General features: G+C 46.6%; 14 protein-coding genes. 10 read left to right on the top strand and 4 right to left on the bottom strand.

The window, feature by feature from the left end; translation table 11 throughout:
• Window position 1 precedes the first annotated feature (1 nt).
• Together NDK19_RS00985 and NDK19_RS00980 are read right to left on the bottom strand one after the other, a co-directional pair.
• Window positions 2-2,644 carry an OmpA family protein gene (locus NDK19_RS00985; protein WP_250629958.1) on the bottom strand — a complete coding sequence of 881 codons (2,643 nt, stop codon included), beginning with the start codon at window positions 2,642-2,644 and terminating at the stop codon, window positions 2-4.
• A 284-nt stretch (window positions 2,645-2,928) separates the two neighbouring features.
• Complete coding sequence (locus NDK19_RS00980; protein WP_250629957.1) at window positions 2,929-3,789, bottom strand: hypothetical protein; 861 nt, start codon at window positions 3,787-3,789, stop codon at window positions 2,929-2,931.
• Between the two features lie 96 nt (window positions 3,790-3,885).
• On the opposite strand from NDK19_RS00980, the gene NDK19_RS00975 reads away from it, so the two are divergent.
• Entirely contained in the window at window positions 3,886-4,437 is a 552-nt protein-coding gene (locus tag NDK19_RS00975) for a GNAT family N-acetyltransferase (protein ID WP_250629956.1), read from the top strand.
• 124 nt (window positions 4,438-4,561) lie between these two features.
• On the opposite strand, the gene fabD is transcribed toward NDK19_RS00975, so the two are convergent.
• A complete protein-coding gene (gene fabD, locus NDK19_RS00970) occupies window positions 4,562-5,437 on the bottom strand; it encodes an ACP S-malonyltransferase (RefSeq protein WP_250629955.1) in 876 nt (291 codons plus the stop codon).
• 110 nt (window positions 5,438-5,547) lie between these two features.
• Between fabD and NDK19_RS00965 the strand changes: the two genes are divergently transcribed.
• Together NDK19_RS00965 and NDK19_RS00960 are read left to right on the top strand one after the other, a co-directional pair.
• On the top strand, window positions 5,548-5,952 hold the full coding sequence (locus tag NDK19_RS00965) for a hypothetical protein (protein ID WP_250629954.1): 405 nt from the start codon (window positions 5,548-5,550) through the stop codon (window positions 5,950-5,952).
• A 21-nt stretch (window positions 5,953-5,973) separates the two neighbouring features.
• The gene (locus NDK19_RS00960) at window positions 5,974-6,228 is read left to right on the top strand and encodes a hypothetical protein (RefSeq protein ID WP_250629953.1); all 255 of its coding nucleotides are present in this window, start codon (window positions 5,974-5,976) and stop codon (window positions 6,226-6,228) included.
• Here the strand turns inward: NDK19_RS00960 and NDK19_RS00955 are convergent.
• Window positions 6,222-8,315: a vWA domain-containing protein gene (locus tag NDK19_RS00955; RefSeq protein ID WP_250629952.1), complete on the bottom strand. Its 2,094-nt coding sequence runs from the start codon at window positions 8,313-8,315 to the stop codon at window positions 6,222-6,224. The genes NDK19_RS00960 and NDK19_RS00955 overlap by 7 nt on opposite strands.
• A 476-nt stretch (window positions 8,316-8,791) precedes the next feature.
• Here NDK19_RS00955 and NDK19_RS00950 point away from each other — a divergent pair, with 476 nt between their 5' ends.
• The 7 genes from NDK19_RS00950 to porM all read left to right on the top strand — a co-directional run bounded on the left by NDK19_RS00950 (window position 8,792) and on the right by porM (window position 17,050).
• Window positions 8,792-10,138 carry a (Fe-S)-binding protein gene (locus NDK19_RS00950; RefSeq protein WP_250629951.1) on the top strand — a complete coding sequence of 449 codons (1,347 nt, stop codon included), beginning with the start codon at window positions 8,792-8,794 and terminating at the stop codon, window positions 10,136-10,138.
• A gap of 19 nt (window positions 10,139-10,157) precedes the next feature.
• On the top strand, window positions 10,158-11,351 hold the full coding sequence (locus NDK19_RS00945) for a DUF4271 domain-containing protein (protein WP_250629950.1): 1,194 nt from the start codon (window positions 10,158-10,160) through the stop codon (window positions 11,349-11,351).
• A gap of 9 nt (window positions 11,352-11,360) precedes the next feature.
• Window positions 11,361-12,164 carry a uroporphyrinogen-III synthase gene (locus NDK19_RS00940; protein ID WP_250629949.1) on the top strand — a complete coding sequence of 268 codons (804 nt, stop codon included), beginning with the start codon at window positions 11,361-11,363 and terminating at the stop codon, window positions 12,162-12,164.
• A gap of 34 nt (window positions 12,165-12,198) precedes the next feature.
• Window positions 12,199-13,185 carry a PorP/SprF family type IX secretion system membrane protein gene (locus NDK19_RS00935; RefSeq protein WP_250629948.1) on the top strand — a complete coding sequence of 329 codons (987 nt, stop codon included), beginning with the start codon at window positions 12,199-12,201 and terminating at the stop codon, window positions 13,183-13,185.
• A gap of 113 nt (window positions 13,186-13,298) precedes the next feature.
• On the top strand, window positions 13,299-14,384 hold the full coding sequence (porK, locus tag NDK19_RS00930; protein ID WP_250630195.1) for a T9SS ring complex lipoprotein PorK/GldK: 1,086 nt from the start codon (window positions 13,299-13,301) through the stop codon (window positions 14,382-14,384).
• A gap of 194 nt (window positions 14,385-14,578) precedes the next feature.
• A complete protein-coding gene (gene porL, locus NDK19_RS00925) occupies window positions 14,579-15,397 on the top strand; it encodes a type IX secretion system motor protein PorL/GldL (RefSeq protein ID WP_250629947.1) in 819 nt (272 codons plus the stop codon).
• A gap of 54 nt (window positions 15,398-15,451) precedes the next feature.
• The gene (gene porM, locus NDK19_RS00920; RefSeq protein WP_250629946.1) at window positions 15,452-17,050 is read left to right on the top strand and encodes a type IX secretion system motor protein PorM/GldM; all 1,599 of its coding nucleotides are present in this window, start codon (window positions 15,452-15,454) and stop codon (window positions 17,048-17,050) included.
• Window positions 17,051-17,104 lie beyond the last annotated feature (54 nt).

The raw sequence follows: 17,104 nt of genomic DNA, 5'->3' as shown, positions 1-17,104 counted from the left end.
ACTACTCTACCCGAAACTCTACCCTGCGGTTCTTCTGTCGGCCTTCTTCGGTCGTGTTAGGCGCTATCGGTTGCGTTTTGCCGAAACCCTTGGCTATTATCTGCGCTTTGCAACCTTTGGCAAGCAGGTATTTCTTGACAGCCTCGGCGCGTCGGCGCGACAATGAAAGGTTAAACTCATCACTGCCTTTATCGTCGGTGTGGCCTTCAATGTGGAGCATCAAGCTGTTGTCTTGCAAAAGTGCCGCCAAGCGGTCTAAGTCGTGAAGGGACTGCGGGCGAATAACATCGCTGTCAAAGTCAAACTCCAAAGAATTGATGACAAACCCCTTTGATTCGGACTTGTTTAAACTGCCCATTTCCATGGCGGGCTGTTCTATCACAAGAGTTGTTGCGGGCGTTTGCGTGAGGTCTACAATTTGCGAACCCGAAAAGTAGTCGGGAGCAACAGGCTGATAGCGGTATTTTTTGCCTCTTTTCAGGGGGATAGAGAACCGCCCGTTGGGCTGTACGCTTGCCGTGCCTTTCTGTGAGTTATCGGTTGCCTGCCATGTTATCTGTGCTTTTGTTACAGGTTTGCCATTGCTGTCAATAACAGTACCCGTTACAACTACGACCGGTTCTGCGCGGTGCGGCTCCGGTATCGTAATGCGATAAATATCGGTTTCTCCATACGAATTACCCGGTTGAGAAGAAACAACCAGTGCCGTTTTACCGTCGGCTGTTATGTGGATGGCATCGCTGCCTGCGCTGTTAATGGCTTTGCCCAAATTAACGGGTTCGCTCCATTCTGTCCATGAGTCTTCGCGCAGGCGGCGGCTGACAAAAACATCGTAACTGCCCAGCCCCGGGTGCCCATCGGAAGTGAAGTATAAGGTGCGCATGTCGGGATGCAGCCATGGGCTGTTTTCTGCAAAGGGCGTATTAATCACTTTCCCCAGATTGATAGGGGTGCTCCAACCGTTTTCGGTGCGCAGCGATACGTAGATATCCACATTAAACTCCCCCGAACCGTGATAATACAGGTAATTGGGGTTGTAGTTAGGGAAGTAACCGCCTACATTACCCGGCCTGTCGGAAGCAAACAGTATTGCGCTGCCGTCCGCACTCATACTAAAACCTGATTCAAAGTACACAGAATTTACAGGGTTTGGCATAGCACTGATTTTACTCCAACTGTTGCCCTGTTTTTCGGCAAAGTAGTAATCACCTTTGCCTAATTGTGCATCCTGTATAACGTAGAAAAAATTAGGCAGCATGTAATAGTTGCCAAACAGGAACAAGGTTTGTCCGTCGGGACTGATGGCCAGCGGTGTTTCGTGCGATTCTGTATTGATTTTTTTATCTAACGGTTTTGCTTGCGACCATTCTTTGCCGTCCCATTGGCTGACAAACACATCTTCGCCTGTATTGTAGGCGCGGCGGGAGAAGTAGAGTGTGCGACCGTCTAACGTTAAAACAGGGTTATATTCACGCTTGTCGGAGTTGATGGCAGTTCCTAAGTTTTCTAATTTTTTTTCACCTTCGGGTTCAGCCAACAGTGCATCCATTTTTGCGAAATAATTATCCTTGCCGGGAAACAGTTGGCGATAGCGTTTAAAAATCGTGCGTGCGTTTTCCCATTCACGCTTTATGATGGCAGGTTCGGCCATTTTTTTTATGGCCACCAGCGCTACGTCTTCGGGTGCAAAAGTGTTGATAAAAGCCTCATACAAAGCCTGTTTTTCGGGCGTGTAACCGGCATTATGCAGGTTGAGTTCGCACAGAAGACTTTCGGGCGAAAGATTGAATTTCTGTGATAACTCTTTCAGTTTGAAGTAGTTGTGGTGCCTGAGATAATTCTGCTTGTTAAAACCAAAGTAAGCCCCGTAAAATTCAGGCAAGACGTGCCGATACTCATCAGCCGTGCAGTATGTCAAAATAAGCTCGCAGAACTGTTCATATTCCCGTCCGTCGCGTTCACCGGAGCGGCGCAACTGCTCCATGCTCAGGTATTCCTGTAACATCTCGCGGGCAATCTGACGCACCGTACTGACGTGCGTACTTTTCGGAAAGGCACTAATGTATTGCCTGCATTGCTGAACCAGCAGGCGGCGCAGTGCAATTACCGTATCCGATTCGGTAACACGGTCATAAATTTTGCTGCCGAACATTTGATTTAACGCGCGGCGATAGGGTGCCTGATTGATTAACTGAAAGGCCTCTTGCATAATGATTTGCGCAAAATCGGTTGTGAGCATCTGCTCGCTTACGGCCAATAAACGTCTGATATCTTCCTTAGACCTGCTTTCCAACTTGGTGTAGAGGCGATTAAAATCGGCTGCTGTCTGATGACTTTTTTTGAGTAAGTCCAATTGCGGCTGGATATTCAACAGGCGCACCTGATGTTTTTGCTGCTCCCGCAGCGTTTTGTACTGCTCAAAGTAGGTCTGTGCCAGTGCAAAATAAGCAGCAGTATGAGTGCTGTCTGTCTTGATGATATCTTCAAAAAATTCTTGTGCTGCGCCAAGTTGTTTACTTGACAGCAATTGAAGCCCTTTCTTTAAGTCTGCCTTTTGGGCAAAAGCCGATACAGGCAGCAGCAAATACAAACTGCCGATAAAAGCTACGATGGTCGGCAGTGGGAAGGAGCGAGGAATGTTCATGTACTTTTACTGATTAGTGCCGGTTATTGTTTGATTCCTCCATGCGTGTAAACGTTTCATTGTCGGCGCAAATTTTTTTACACAATACCCCAATGGGTTTGGTAAATGTGCCTCTCCGCGTGTAATACTCCGCACACACTGTGGGGTATCTTGTGTACCGCAAAGGACGCAGCAATTGACCGCAAATAGTTTTGCATATAGCTTGATTCATAAAAGTTACAAGCAAGCAATCAGCACCTTTGGTTTACTCCCAAATCCGAAATCCCCAAGCCGAATTTCCTATGCTAATCCCTGTCCACAACAACCAAGATGACAGGCCGTTCGGTGCGGGGTGTATTTTCGGTGCGTCCGCGAGGGAAAGTACGGCGTTCGCGCAGTGCATCCGATACAAAAGCAGGAATATCGGTGCGAAACTGGTAATGATAAATCTGTACGCTGATAGTGTTTTGTACAACTGCAAAAGGTGTTGCCCTGCCGGGGATAGTATCGCGCACGGCATTTTTAACACTGTCGCGGAGCGTGTAGCGCACCGTCAGGTTGAGCGGATTGGTAAAGGCCGAATTGGTGCGTCGCCGCTCCAAAATGATATCTTTGGCGCGGTTCAGGTCTATAATGCCCAGCGAATCGTTCAATAGCGGCGGCAGCGCAGAAGTAAAGCCGAAATTGCCCGTAAATCGCCCGTTCATGCTGCGCGGCAAACCTGCCTGCCCGTTGGTGGCCTTGTAGTTGCGGTCTGCGTTTACTATCGGGAAAGCACGGAATCGGTTGCGTGCCAGCACATAAACGCTGTCCAAGTAATCAAGTCCGGCAATCAGCAGGCCGACGGTATCCGGTTTCAGTTTGGGGTCATTGGGTACAAAGCGCACCGTATAGCGAATACCTGCCTCGCTGCGGTCTATGTTGATGCTGCCGTCCGACTCGTTTATGTCTAAACCTGCAATATCGGTTTCAAAACGCCCGCGGGCTTCTTCGGGGCTTATTTTGGGGCGGATGATGCGCTCGCGTGAAGTATTGCGCCGCGTAATATCGGGGTGAAAAGCAAGGCTGTCAAAACTGATTTCCGTAGGCTCGCCTTCGGGAGCAACGTTACTTTTACAGGCAACCAGTGTGCCTGCCGCAAACAGTAGCAGCAATAGTTGTTTCATAAGTTGAAATGAGCGCAAATCTTGTGCAAATGTAGCCATCGTGCGGTCGGAATGGCTTGGTTACAGCTAAATTTGCAAAAAAGCCTTTCAAAATACATGATTCGTATAGGAAATGTTTTGCCGCACGACTTGGCACAAATTATAGACCTTCAACGCGCTAACCTGCGCGAAAACATCAGCGAAGCTACCCAGCAATCGCAAGGATTTGTGGTGGCGCGCTATGATGTCCCCTTTTTGGAGCGGCTGTATGCAGCAGAGCCGCCGTTGGTGGCTTATGACGGTGATAAAGTGGTAGGCTATTGCCTGCCGACTCCCTTAACGGTTGCCGCTGCTTCCGAATTTTTGCAATCCACATCCGAGATGATTGCCGGGCTTACTTATAAAGGCAAACCCATGACGGATTATCGCTACTGCCTGATGGGGCAAATATGTGTGGCAGAGGGCTATCGGGGCGAGGGGCTTTTTGACAAGTTGTATCTGGCCATGCGCGAGCAGTTACAGGGACGCTATGATTTGGTAGTTACCGAAGTTTCTTATCGCAACGCGCGCTCTATGCGGGCACACCAACGCATGGGCTACGAGATTATTCACAGCTACCAACACGATGAGCATTGGGCAGTGGTAGTCTGGGATTTGACGGCTATGTAAAAGCGCGAGTGGTTTGCGAAAAATTTTTATGTAAACTCCTGAAAAACAAGTATTTAAAAACCCCGATAGGCTGCCAAGACCTGTCGGGGTTTTTGTATAAAAGCATGCCGCCACTGCACAATGATTACAGCGAAGCAACCGCCGCGTCTTTATTGATTTTTTTCACAAGTCCTTGCAAAACCTTGCCGGGGCCACATTCTACAAATTCGGTAGCGCCGTCGGCTATCATATTTTGTACGCTTTGCGTCCAGCGCACGGGGGCGGTCAATTGCGCAATCAAGTTGGCCTTGATTTGTGCGGGGTCGGTGTAAGGTTTGGCATCCACGTTTTGGTAAACGGGGCACACAGGTGTTACAATATGTGTTTTTTCAATGGCAGCGGCCAGCTCTGCGCGGGCTGGTTCCATCAGCGGCGAGTGGAACGCTCCGCCCACCTGCAAAGGCAGCACACGCTTAGCTCCTGCGGCTTTCAATGCTTCGCCTGCTAATTCTACGCCTTTAAAAGAACCCGAAATAACCAATTGCCCCGGGCAGTTGTAGTTTGCCGCAACCACTATTTCATCGGTGATTTGGGCACAGATTTCTTCTACCTTATCATCGTCCAGTCCCAGCACGGCCGCCATGGTAGAGGGGTTAATTTCGCAGGCGCGCTGCATGGCTTGTGCACGCTGCGATACCAGCATCAGCCCATCTTCAAAGCTCATGGCTCCGGCAGCTACCAAAGCAGAAAATTCACCCAGAGAGTGGCCGGCTACCATGTCGGGTTTGAAGTCTGCCGCTGTTTTGGCAACAGCCACCGAATGCAGGAAGATGGCAGGCTGAGTAACTTTGGTTTGTTTCAGGTCTTCTTCGGTGCCGTTGAACATGATATCGGACAGGCGGAAACCCAGCAAAGTATTGGCTTGCTCAAAAAGTTGGCGGATAGCCTCATGCTGCTCGTACAGTTCTTTGCCCATGCCGGGGAACTGCGCGCCTTGTCCCGGAAAAATGTATGCTTTCATTGCGTTGCGTAAATTGGTGTGCAAAATTCACCGAATCGCACAAAAAATCAAACACGTATTGTATCTGTCTATAAATCAATTAATTTTGGACAAAGCAACTTTATCAACTTATGGCAGATAATTACGAGTTCTCGCCCGAGCAGGAACAGCAAATGGCACGTTTGGCGCGTATGTTACGCATTACAGGGATTGCGTTCATTACAGTGGCGGTAGTCGCTGAACTGATGGCATTTACCAAAGCCTATTCCGTGTCTTCCTTAAACATTAAGATTGACTGGATGGAGTTTGCTTATGAAAGCATTGCTGCTGTGTTATATGCCTTTATTGGTGTTACCTTGTGGCGTGTGGCGTATTCGTTTGCGCTGTTGGCAACCACCGAGGGGCACGATATCCCGCACCTGATGGATGCTATTAAAAAGTTGATTTTTGCCAAGCAAAAGCAGGCTATTCTGCTGTTCCTAATAGCCCTCCATTCGGCAGCTTATTTGTACCGTATGTTGCAGGCAATGTTGTAAGCATGAGCGAAATAAAACGCATTGCGCAAAGCAGGCAGATGTAGCGAGATCCCTTCGGGCTTCCGCTACATCGGGGGGGCGGCTTCACGGCAGCTGCACGAAGCCCTGCGGGACTTCGCACATCTGCGGTTTCACGACAATACCTCCCTGCGGGAGGCACTGCGTGAAGCCGCCCCCCGATTGTTGCGGCTGATACGGCTTTCTACCGATTTTTTTAAATCCGCAATCCGATTGATTTTGCTGGCTTGCAGGCGTGCACAAACAGAGCATCAGTAGCTGCCTCTGAATTTTCGGACGAACCATTCGCCCGTAGCAAGTGCCAGCAACAAGAAACACAGCCATTTCAAAAACAGGATTTCCTTGTTTTCTTCGCTGCTGTGAATAACGGCCGTAGCTTCTAGATTTTCCAATTTATCCAGCAGTTGCGATGAGTTTTCCAATGTGTAAAATTCGCCGCCGCTTTGCTTGGCCAATTGACGCAGCAGGTTGAAGTCGGCGCGGGTGTTGAGTGCTTCCGCCTGTATTTCTTTTACCGCAAACCGACCTTCCGCAGTTTCGGTTTTGCCGTTCAGTACGGTGCTTGCTTTGAAGTTATACACGCCTTGCTTCAATCCGGAGACTTTATAGCGGAAACCTTCACCACTGTTTACGTAGCTGAATGTACTCTTATTGCCTTTTTCGGGTATAATTTCCAACTGCACGGTTTGCCCGTATATCTTTTCGTAGATATCGTTGTAAACTTCGGTTTCAAACTCCACGGTTTCACCCGTAAAATACTCATTGGCAACAGTATTGACGCGAAACTTGCGCTTATCCTGCCTTGCAGTGAGGTATTGTGTAATTTTCCCAATCATTTCATCAAAAGTGGCTTGTTCGCCGCTGCGGGAAAATTCCTGCAATCGCCATTGCCAGATGCCTTCGCCAAGCAATATGCCGATTTTGCGCTCGTCTTGTTCGGCAAAAACAAGGAGCGGCTTGTTGGTTTGCAGGCTGCCTACGCGCTGCATCAGCATGGGAACAGTGCCCTGTGCCGGTTTAAAGTCGCCAAAAGGAACAACTAATGGCGGATATTTGGCAATGGCCGACTTGTTTTCGTCGCTGAGCAAAAACTTGTCAAATTGTGGGTTAATGGCAGCCGTTACGCGGTCTGTCTGATAGCCCGATGCGGCAATACTGACACCCGGGCTTAAAGCATTGAAAGCTGTAATATAAGTTTGTGTGCCTACGATAAACCATGCAGGCGTTTTGGCAGCCAGCAGTTCTTTCACCAAATTGCCCGTGATGGCATTGGCATTGGGTAACTGGTGAAAAATTATCAGGTCGTATTTTTCGTTGCGTTTTAAGGCCTCATTGGGCATCACATTAGGGATGAAAAGGCTTACCTGATAATTGGAATTTTTTTCCAAGGCAGCTCGCAGGGCTTTGATGTCGGGGTGGGGGGAAGCAGCCACTATCAGAATTTTTTCTTGCCCGTCCAAAATGTCAATGTAAACCTGCCTTACGTTGTTTTGCTGCGTAAACTCGCCTTCCAGCGGGCTAATTTGTAATTCATAGCGTTGTACGCCCTTTTGAGAGGCAGTTACTAAGAACTGTACTTGTTGCAGCGCACCTTCTTTGCCTAATACTATGTGTTTGGAATCAAGCACTTTGCCTGCCTGCGAAACGCTCAACTGAACTTCACGACCTTCAAATCCGGAGTGGGTAATTTCCGTTACAATCGGGAATTGATTGCCGAAGTAGGCTATTTTGTTGTGATAAGCTGCGCGAATGCTGACATCGTTGCGGGGGAGCGTATCGCCTATGCCGATAGTATAAATACCGGCCTTGACGGGTTGGTACAAAGGCGAACTGCCTTGGTTGTAGATGCCATCGGAGAGTAATACCACAGCACCCAAGTTGCGGTTCTCAAAGTTGTTTTGAATGGAAGCAAACAGCCCTTGCAAGTTGGTAACGGGCAGATTGAACCGCACGGAATCAAAACTGCGAAGAGGCGTTGCATTAGGCAAGAGGCTGCGCATTTGCACCTCAAATCCTCGGTTTCCCAAGCGTTCGGCTACGCTGTTCATGGTTTCAACAGCCTTTTTTAACTTCTCGGGTGAGTTGGTAAGTGCCAGCGATTCGGAATTGTCTATGGCTACGACCGCCACAGGCTTCTCATACTCATTGTTGATTTGCCGAATCATTGGTTCAAGGAGCAAAAAAGCAAGTAAACTGACCAGCAGAAAGCGAACAAAAGCCAATATACGATTGGTAGATTTGCTCCAAGGGGCATCCTGCGAATACAGCAGTGCCGCATAGAGGAGACCTGTCCCAATGCAAAGGATAATGAACCATGGAGAGTAGGCGGTGATGAGTTGATTCATGCCGGTTTGTGCGATTACTTAAAAATCATCCTTAAAAGTCCGATTCCTAAGCCAAAAAACAAAAGTAATGCAATAATTCGGGCGATATGTTGTGATACTTTTTCGTATGTTACATACAAACGATAAACCGTTAAGGATTGTCAGGTTTTAGTCTGCCGGTTTTGATTTTTTTATGCAAAAATTCTCTTCACAAACTGCTTGCGCTTTCGCATATGTGCAAGTGAGTAATTTAAGGCATTTTACCTAAATCCGTCGGCGGACGAAGTCTTTGCCGGCAGTTTTCTTATTATAATTTGCTTATCTCATCTGAATAGTTACCATGCCCCTGCAACAAAGGCAGTATTCCCAAAAATACGAAATTCGGTGCATTTTACGGCAGGAATTAAAAGCTCATGGCCAACACAATCGCCTGACGAATGGTTTTTAGGAAAATCGGTTAAATTTGCCAAAACGCTACAAGACTATTGCAAGGACTTATGGAACTGTTTACTTCACTTGTGCAGCAACTTTTCTTTTTGGCAGCGCTTGCGGCAGCCGCGATTGCCGTTACATCGCGCGTACAACGCATTGCGGGCAATATCAGGTTGGGTAAACCGCTCGACCGCACCGACCGCCCTGCGGAGCGCCTGAAAACCATGCTGCTGATTGCCTTCGGGCAAAAGAAAATGTTTGATAAGCCCTTGGTGGGTCTGATGCACTTCATCATTTACGCGGCTTTTATCATTGTCAATATTGAGGTGCTGGAAATTGTGCTGGATGGACTGCTGGGCACGCACCGCCTTTTTGCGCCTTATTTGGGCAGTGCCTACCGCTTGTTGCTGAACTTCTTTGAGTTGCTTGCTTTGGGGGTTGTAATTACCTGCGTAATCTTCCTGATTCGTCGCAATGCCCGACTGGTGCCCCGCTTCTGGAGCCGTGAAATGACCGAATGGCCGCGAATGGATGCCAATATCATCCTTACGGCCGAAATTGCACTGATGTTCTGCCTGTTCACTATGAACGCCGCCGACAGCATTCTGCAAACCCGCGAAGACAGCGCATACGCCATGGCTCACTACCCCGAAGTAGGCTCATTTCTGGTAAGCAGCCTGCTCATCCCTTTGTATAAAGGCTTGGATACCGGCTCTTTGATACTGCTTGAGCGCGGTGCATGGTGGCTGCACATTTTAGGCATTATGTCCTTTGCCGTTTACGTAACCTACTCTAAACACTTGCATATTGCGCTGGCATTCCCCAATACCTATTTTTCCAATCTGGAACCCAAGGGTAAGATTGAAAACATGGCAGTAGTTACTGCCGAAGTAAAATCTATGCTGGGTATCAACGATGGTCAGGAAGCAGCCGCTCCACAAGAAATTTCCCGATTCGGTGCAAAAGACGTGGAAGACCTGACATGGAAAAACCTGATGGATGCTTACAGTTGCACCGAATGCGGACGTTGTACGGCCTCTTGTCCTGCCAATATCACCGGCAAACTGCTCAGCCCGCGCAAAATTATGATGGACACCCGCGACCGTCTGGAAGAAAAAGGCGAGCTGATTGCCAAGTTCGGCGAGGGCTATGATGATGGCAAATCCCTGTACGGCGACTACATCACCAAAGAAGAAGTGATGGCATGTACTACCTGCAATGCCTGTGTAGATGCCTGCCCGATTAATATCAACCCATTGGACATCATTTTGCAAGTGCGGCAATATATAGCGATGGAAGAGTCCGCTACGCCTGCATCATGGAACTCCATGTTTGCCAATATTGAAAACAATGCGGCTCCGTGGGCATTTTCTGCTTCCGACCGCTTCAACTGGGCATCAGAAATTAAGTAGTCGGGAAGAAACGAGGCAGATGGGTAAGCGTTGGTGTAGTTATTGGATAGGCCTGTTGTGGATGAGCCTTGTAGCATGTAATGCTTTTGGGCAGTCTGCAACAGGTCTTGCCATCTATGAAGACATCAGCCACCGGTGGCTGATATATGACTACAACGAAAAAATATACGTGCCGTACTTGCCCGGTATTCATCCGCCTACTCGCTATCTGCATGTAGTGCTGCAACCTCAGGCATGGCAACCTGCCCGAAAGTTGGTATTACCCGTTGAAAAGGAAACGCTATTGTTTATTAACAACAATCTCAGCCACTATATCCGACAACCCCAAACAATGGTATGGGACTTGGACAGTTTAGCAGCAGGCAATACCACTTTGTTACTAACCTATGCATTCGAGCGCCCGATAGCAAAACTGCCCCCCTTGTTTTTAGGCGAGCAACAAACCGAACCTGTTGCTGTACGAAGAGACTCTTTAATAAAAAGTACTGCAAAATCTTTGGCCGCTAAGAACAGACCGAGGCAAACTGCAACGATACGCCGTACTCCCGAGCAAAAGAATTATCTGTTGGTAGTTGCTGTTGCGTGTAGTGTGATGCTTGCCGCATTTTCGTTAATCAACCCGCGCTACGTTTCCATTAAGGATAGCTTACAGTCGCTCATTCAACTGTTCAAATACCGTGAAGTTCAGGAAAAAACAGACTTTAACGCATTGTTGGTATTTGCAGTAATGTTTGCTGCCTTAGCAACCTACCTGCTGATGCTTGTTGCCGAATACTCCACTTCGTTCGCACAAGTTGCCGCCCTTGCTGAAGGGAATGATTGGTTTATTGGCAATTACTTGAAAATCGGCGGGTGGTTGATGCTATTTCTGTTGTTGAAATACCTGTTAATAGAACTGTTACATGGCGTTTTTGCACATCGCACACTGGCCGAAAAGCATATAGCCATCAGTTTTAATATTTACAAAATATTCATTCTGCTCATATTTGCGCTGTTTACAGCCTACCATCTGAGCCATTATTATCGGCTGTATATTTCACCGCACATATTGTATTATTCGCTGATTTGGGGGTGGGTAACAGTAACCGCCCTCACAGGACTTGTGTTGTACTTATCGGTTCCACAGCGATTTATTTATTTAATTGCCTATCTTTGCACTACCGAAGTATTACCTCTATTGTTAGTACTCAAGCTATTTCTGATTCCTTCATAAATCTTACATATGACAGAGGGTAAAGTTTCATCCATTGTGCTGCATCCTGAACGTCTCAAGCCAATCAAAAGAATTCTGATTTCACAGCCAAGGCCGGAATCCGACAAAAACCCTTATTCCGAGTTGGCTGCCAAATTCAACTTGCAGATAGATTTTCGCCCCTTTATTCAGGTTGATCCCGTTGGTATCAAAGAGTTTAGGAAGCAAAAAATCAATATATTAGAACATACGGCTATCATCTTTACCAGCAAAAATGCGGTTGATCATTTGTTCAAACTGTGTAGCGAAAGCAAAATAGAGATGCCCCCCGAGATGAAATATTTCTGCATTTCTGACCAAACAGCCAATTATTTGCAGAAATATATCACCATCCGCAAGCGCAAAATATTCACGGGTAAAAGAACCGTTACCGACCTGTTCGATTTGATTAAAAAACATAAAACGGAAAACTACCTGTATCCTTGTTCAGATATCCGCAAGGACGACCTGCCCGCATTTATGGAAAAAAGCGGCATTAAGTTCACGGAGGCCATTATCTATCATACAGTCCCCAGCGACTTGAAAGATATGGACATTAAGCAGTACGACCTCATTGCTTTTTTCAGTCCGTCGGGCGTTAATTCACTGCTGACCAACTTCCCTGAATTTAAACAAGGGGATATATTATTCGCCGCTTTCGGGCCAACTACCGGCAAAGCTGTTACAGACAATAACCTGATACTCGATATTCAGGCTCCCCATCCCGATGCACCTTCCATGACAGGGGCTATCGAGCTTTATATCAAAGAAACAGAAAAAAGCAATAAGCAATAATTTGCTATATTGCCCAACATTCTGTTAGGCAATTATGAAAAGAAACCTTGTTTACTTTCTCATTACCCTGTTTACGTTAGGTTTTGGGTGGGAAGCATCGGCACAGCAAGATGCGCAGTTCAGCCAGTTTATGTTTAATCAGCTTTACTTAAACCCGGCCACTGCAGGTATAGACAGTCGTTTTACACATTTTAATTTAATCCATCGCAGGCAGTGGGTAGGTTACAGCACCACCCTCGATGGTGATGGTGGAGCACCTGTCAGCACCGTATTGTCTGCCACTATGCCCATTAATGCCATACGCAGCGGCGTGGGTATTCATATTCTGAACGATGCATTGGGGCCAATTACTAACAACGACATACAACTGTCCTATGCATATCATCATACATTAAAAAACGGTGCGCGTTTGTCTTTGGGTATGCGGGGCGGTTTCTATAATCAAACCTTCGATTTCGGGAAACTGCGTCCTAATGAACCCAACGACCCGCTCATCATAGGCAGGGGCAGAGAAAGCCAATTTACACCCGACTTTGCAGTAGGCATGTACTACTCTACCCAAAAGTATTTTGCCGGCATTAGTGCCAACCACTTGCTGCAACCCGGATTTGAATATGGTACAACATTTGCGATTAGCCCGCTTGAGCGAAACTATACCTTATTGGGCGGCGGAGAGTTTGTGTTGTCTTCTGATTTTTCTGTTCGGCCTTCCGCCATTGTTAAAACTAACTTGCGAAACGTTGTTTCTTATGAAGGTGCCGTATTGCTGGATATCAGCCGCAAATATTATGCGGGAGCCTCCTTTCGCGATTTAGGCCCTGTCAGCAGTGTTTCAATGCTCATCGGTGCTTCTATATTGAAAGACAATTCCATGACACTGGGCTATGCATTTGACTATGAAATAACCGGTGCAGCGGCAAAAGCTGCCACTTCGCATGAACTCAGAATTGGCTATCGCATACCTGCCCCTAAAAAGGCGGAATTATTTAATATCAGAACGCCAAGATTCAGATTTGACTAAAACTTTTGGACTTATTTTTGCAAGAAATTGCGCTGAAAGTCGTTACCTATTAAAACCCTATTGAGAAGACACGACCAATGTCTGATAAACTGATAGAAATCATGCTCAGAATTATGATACGATATGGCCGATTGCGTAGTGTATCACCGCTTTACAGCACTTTGGCATTAGTGCTGGTCTTACAAAGCTGTATTTTTGGCGGTAAGAACAAAGATACCGGTGAACTGACAGGCGTTCAGGGGCGCGAAGGGTGGAAGCAGGAATTACCATACGGCATGGTTTCCATTCCTCCCGGTACTTTTCACATGGGGCAGGCAGACGAGGATGTAGCTTCCTCTAAAATTTCCATGAACAAGCAAATTACCATCAGCGGCTTTTACATGGACGATACCGAAATTACCAACAACGAGTATCGCCAGTTTATATATGAAGCTGCTGACCATTTTCCTTTGGGTGGCGACAGCACCATTTTTGTTCGCTACAGAAAAGTTCTGCCATTAATTGAAGATGAACAGTCTCTGAAAGATATCGCCTATCCTGACACAATGGTATGGATGAAAGATTTCACCTACCACATGGGCGACCCAATGACTACCTATTACTTTGACCATCCCGCTTATGACGATTATCCCGTAGTAGGTGTTTCATGGAAAGCTGCCCTGCTGTTTTGCGAATGGCGCACCAAAAAGTTGAATCAGGCCAGAACAGACAAAGGCAAGTTCCCGATGCCTAACTTCCGCTTGCCTTCCGAAGCCGAATGGGAGTATGCAGCTCGTGGCGGCCGCGACATGGCAAAATATCCTTGGGGTGGCCCATATGTACGAAACGCCAAAGGCTGTGCACTTGCCAATTTCAAACCCGGACGCGGTAATTATTATGATGACGGCTTCTCTTACACAGGCCCGGTAGCGTCTTACTTTGCTAACGATTACGGCCTTTACGATATGGCCGGTAATGTTGCCGAGTGGTGCGAGGATGCTTTCAGCCCCGTAAGCGTGCCGTTGGTATGGGATTTGAACCCCACCTATTACGACGAAAACGAACCACGCAAACTTATCCGTGGCGGCTCATGGAAAGATATTGCTTTCCTGATTGAAACCGGTACACGTAGCTTTGAGTATGGAGATACTGCACGTTCATTTATTGGTTTCCGTTGCGCAATGACCTATTTGGGACGCTCTTCTGGCTTTGAATTCTAATATTTCACCATTAATTTTTTGTAAAAAGTCCGGCAATGGGTTGCGTCCAATGCAATATTGCCGGACTTTTTGCGTTAAAAGTGAGAAATAGCGTAAATCCCCTATTGACAATCCGTAGGAATTTACCTTATTTTGACAACCTCAATCACAATTTTAACTTAATTAAATTTTCAATCATTTAACCTTCAAACAAAATGGGTAGCGGAAAAGAAAGCGCTGTCGCGAAGTTTAATCGCGTGGTAGTTCCAAAAATCACCAGCGTAGGTGCTGCGGTGGTTATCGTAGGTGCCATGTTCAAGATTATGTCATGGCCGGGTGCCGGTCCTATGCTCGTTGTAGGACTTTCTGTGGAAGCATTCATCTTCTTACTGGGTGTAATTGCACCTGTTCCTCCTCCTGAGAAGCACTATGAGTGGGAGCGCGTGTATCCTGAATTGGCAGATGAAGGTCAAGCTACTAAAGTTGATTCTCAGGCTGCCAATAAACTTGCTGCTACAGGTGCACTTGTTGGCCTCGACCAAATGTTGCAAGAAGCAGACCTTTCTACCGAATCTTTCAAGAGCTTTGGTAAAGGTATCAAAACTCTCAACGAGTCAGCATTGAAAATGCGCGACATGAGCGAGGCTGCTGCTGCTTCCGAAGACTATTCTAAAAATCTGCGTGCAGCTTCTCAGTCTTTAGTAACACTGAATAAATCATATGCTTCTACTGTGGAAGCAATGGCTGCAATGGCTAATGCCTCTGCACAGGCAAAAGAATATCATGCACAAGTACAGACTATTACCAAAAACTTGGGTGCGCTGAACGCAGTGTATGAAATGGAATTGAAAGATGCCAACAGCCACTTAAAGGCAATGAATAAATTCTATGGCAACCTTACAGTAGCTATGGAGAGCATGGCCGACGCAAGCAAAGAATCTCAATTGTTCAAAGACCAGATGTCAAAACTGACAGCCAATTTGACTTCTCTGAACAAAGTGTACGGCAACATGCTGACCGCAATGAAAGGCTAATACCTTGTCATATTAATTTCAATAATTTTCTAACCAAAAAAAGAGAACTGAGTTATGGCAGGTGGTAAGGTAACACCAAGGCAGGCGATGATTAACATGATGTATCTCGTACTGACCTGTTTGTTGGCCTTGCAAGTGAGCAACACGGTATTGGAGAAGTTCTATTATATGGATGACAGTCTCCGTTATGCCAACAGTCTTGCTCGCGAAGCAACCAATAAAACATTAGAGGGCATGAAAGCCCAAGTGGCCAAAGAAGGCAATAAGCCAAAAGATTTGGCAATTATTGCTCAGGCAGAAGACGCTAAGGCGAAGACATCGGAAATGATGGACTTCATCGAGAAAATACGCAAAGACTTAATCGAGTACACCGGCGGTATGAAAGACGACGGTAAGTATGTAGATGAGAAAAACTACGATAAGTCCACTACATTTCTTATTGGTCCGGAAGGCTCAAAAAATGGTAAAGCCTATGAGTTGAAAAAACGACTCAATGAGTTTGCCGAAAAAATGAGCACTTACGACAAAGAAATTCAGATTGCGAAAATTGCGCTGGATGCTAAGGAAATGCCTCGCTTCAAAAACGACGGCAACCAAAACCACAAGGATTTTGCGCAAATTAACTTCGAACGCACTCCTTTAGTAGCTTGTTTGGCTATTCTTAGCCAATTCCAGTCAGATGTTGTGCGTGCGGAGAGCGATGTTATCAAGAAGCTGAGTTCTAAAGTAGGTGGTGTGGAAATTAAATTTGACCGCATCAATGCTATGGTAAGCGCAGAATCTAAGATTGTAGCTGCCGGTACAAAATATCGCGCAACTATGTTCTTAGCTGCCTCTGCTTCTAATATCGTGCCTCAAATGTCTTCTACAGCCGGTGCAGTAAAAGTTGAAAATGGTATCGGTACCGTAGAGTTTACTGCTCAGGGCGGCAACTATGATAAAGATGGTAATCTGAAAAAATCTTGGGAAGGTACTATCAAAATCAAGAAAGCCGACGGCGAAGACACTGTATTCCGCGTGAAAGAAGAGTATATCGTGGCTAAACCTGTGGTAGATATTCAGGCAGCTAACGTTTCTGCTCTCTACTTCCAGTGCGGTAACGAGTTGAAAGTAAACGTACCTGCATTAGGTGCCGCTTACAACCCGTCTTTCCAAGCTGAAGGTGCTGAGGTAATCAAAGGTGCTTCTAAGAGTGAAGTTATCGTTGTACCTACTGCCAACAAAGTAGTGCTTAAAGTATTCAGCGATGGCAACCTGATTGAGCCTAAGGAGTTCAAGGTAAAACTGTTGCCTGAACCTAAGGTTGAAATTCTGAATGGAGGCAAACCTTTGGATGTGAAAAACGGTGGTGCTTGTCCTACTTCGCTGAAAGCACGTGCACTTGGCGACCCAAGCATTCGCGATGTAATTCCGAAAGATGCTAACTATCGTGTTACAGAATGGACTGTAATGCTGGTGCGCGGCCGTCGTCCGATTATTCCGGAGCGTAAATTCACCACTGAAGAGGCTAACTTGGCTGACTTCCGTGCACAAGCAAAAGAAGGCGACCGCCTGATTATTGAGGTGAAACAAGTAAAACGTCGTAACTACAAAGGCGACATTTTGGATGTGAAAGCAAACGTAGATGCTATCAGCTTCCAAATAACTCAATAACAGTTTTGCGGTTTGTATAAAGAAAGTCCTTTTCATCTTTCATGAAAAGGGCTT

Source organism: Rhodoflexus caldus, assembly GCF_021206925.1.
Lineage (GTDB): Bacteria > Bacteroidota > Bacteroidia > Cytophagales > Thermoflexibacteraceae > Rhodoflexus > Rhodoflexus caldus.
The sequence above is the reverse complement of the archived record's forward strand: the minus strand, read 5'-3'. Positions and strand labels throughout refer to the sequence as shown.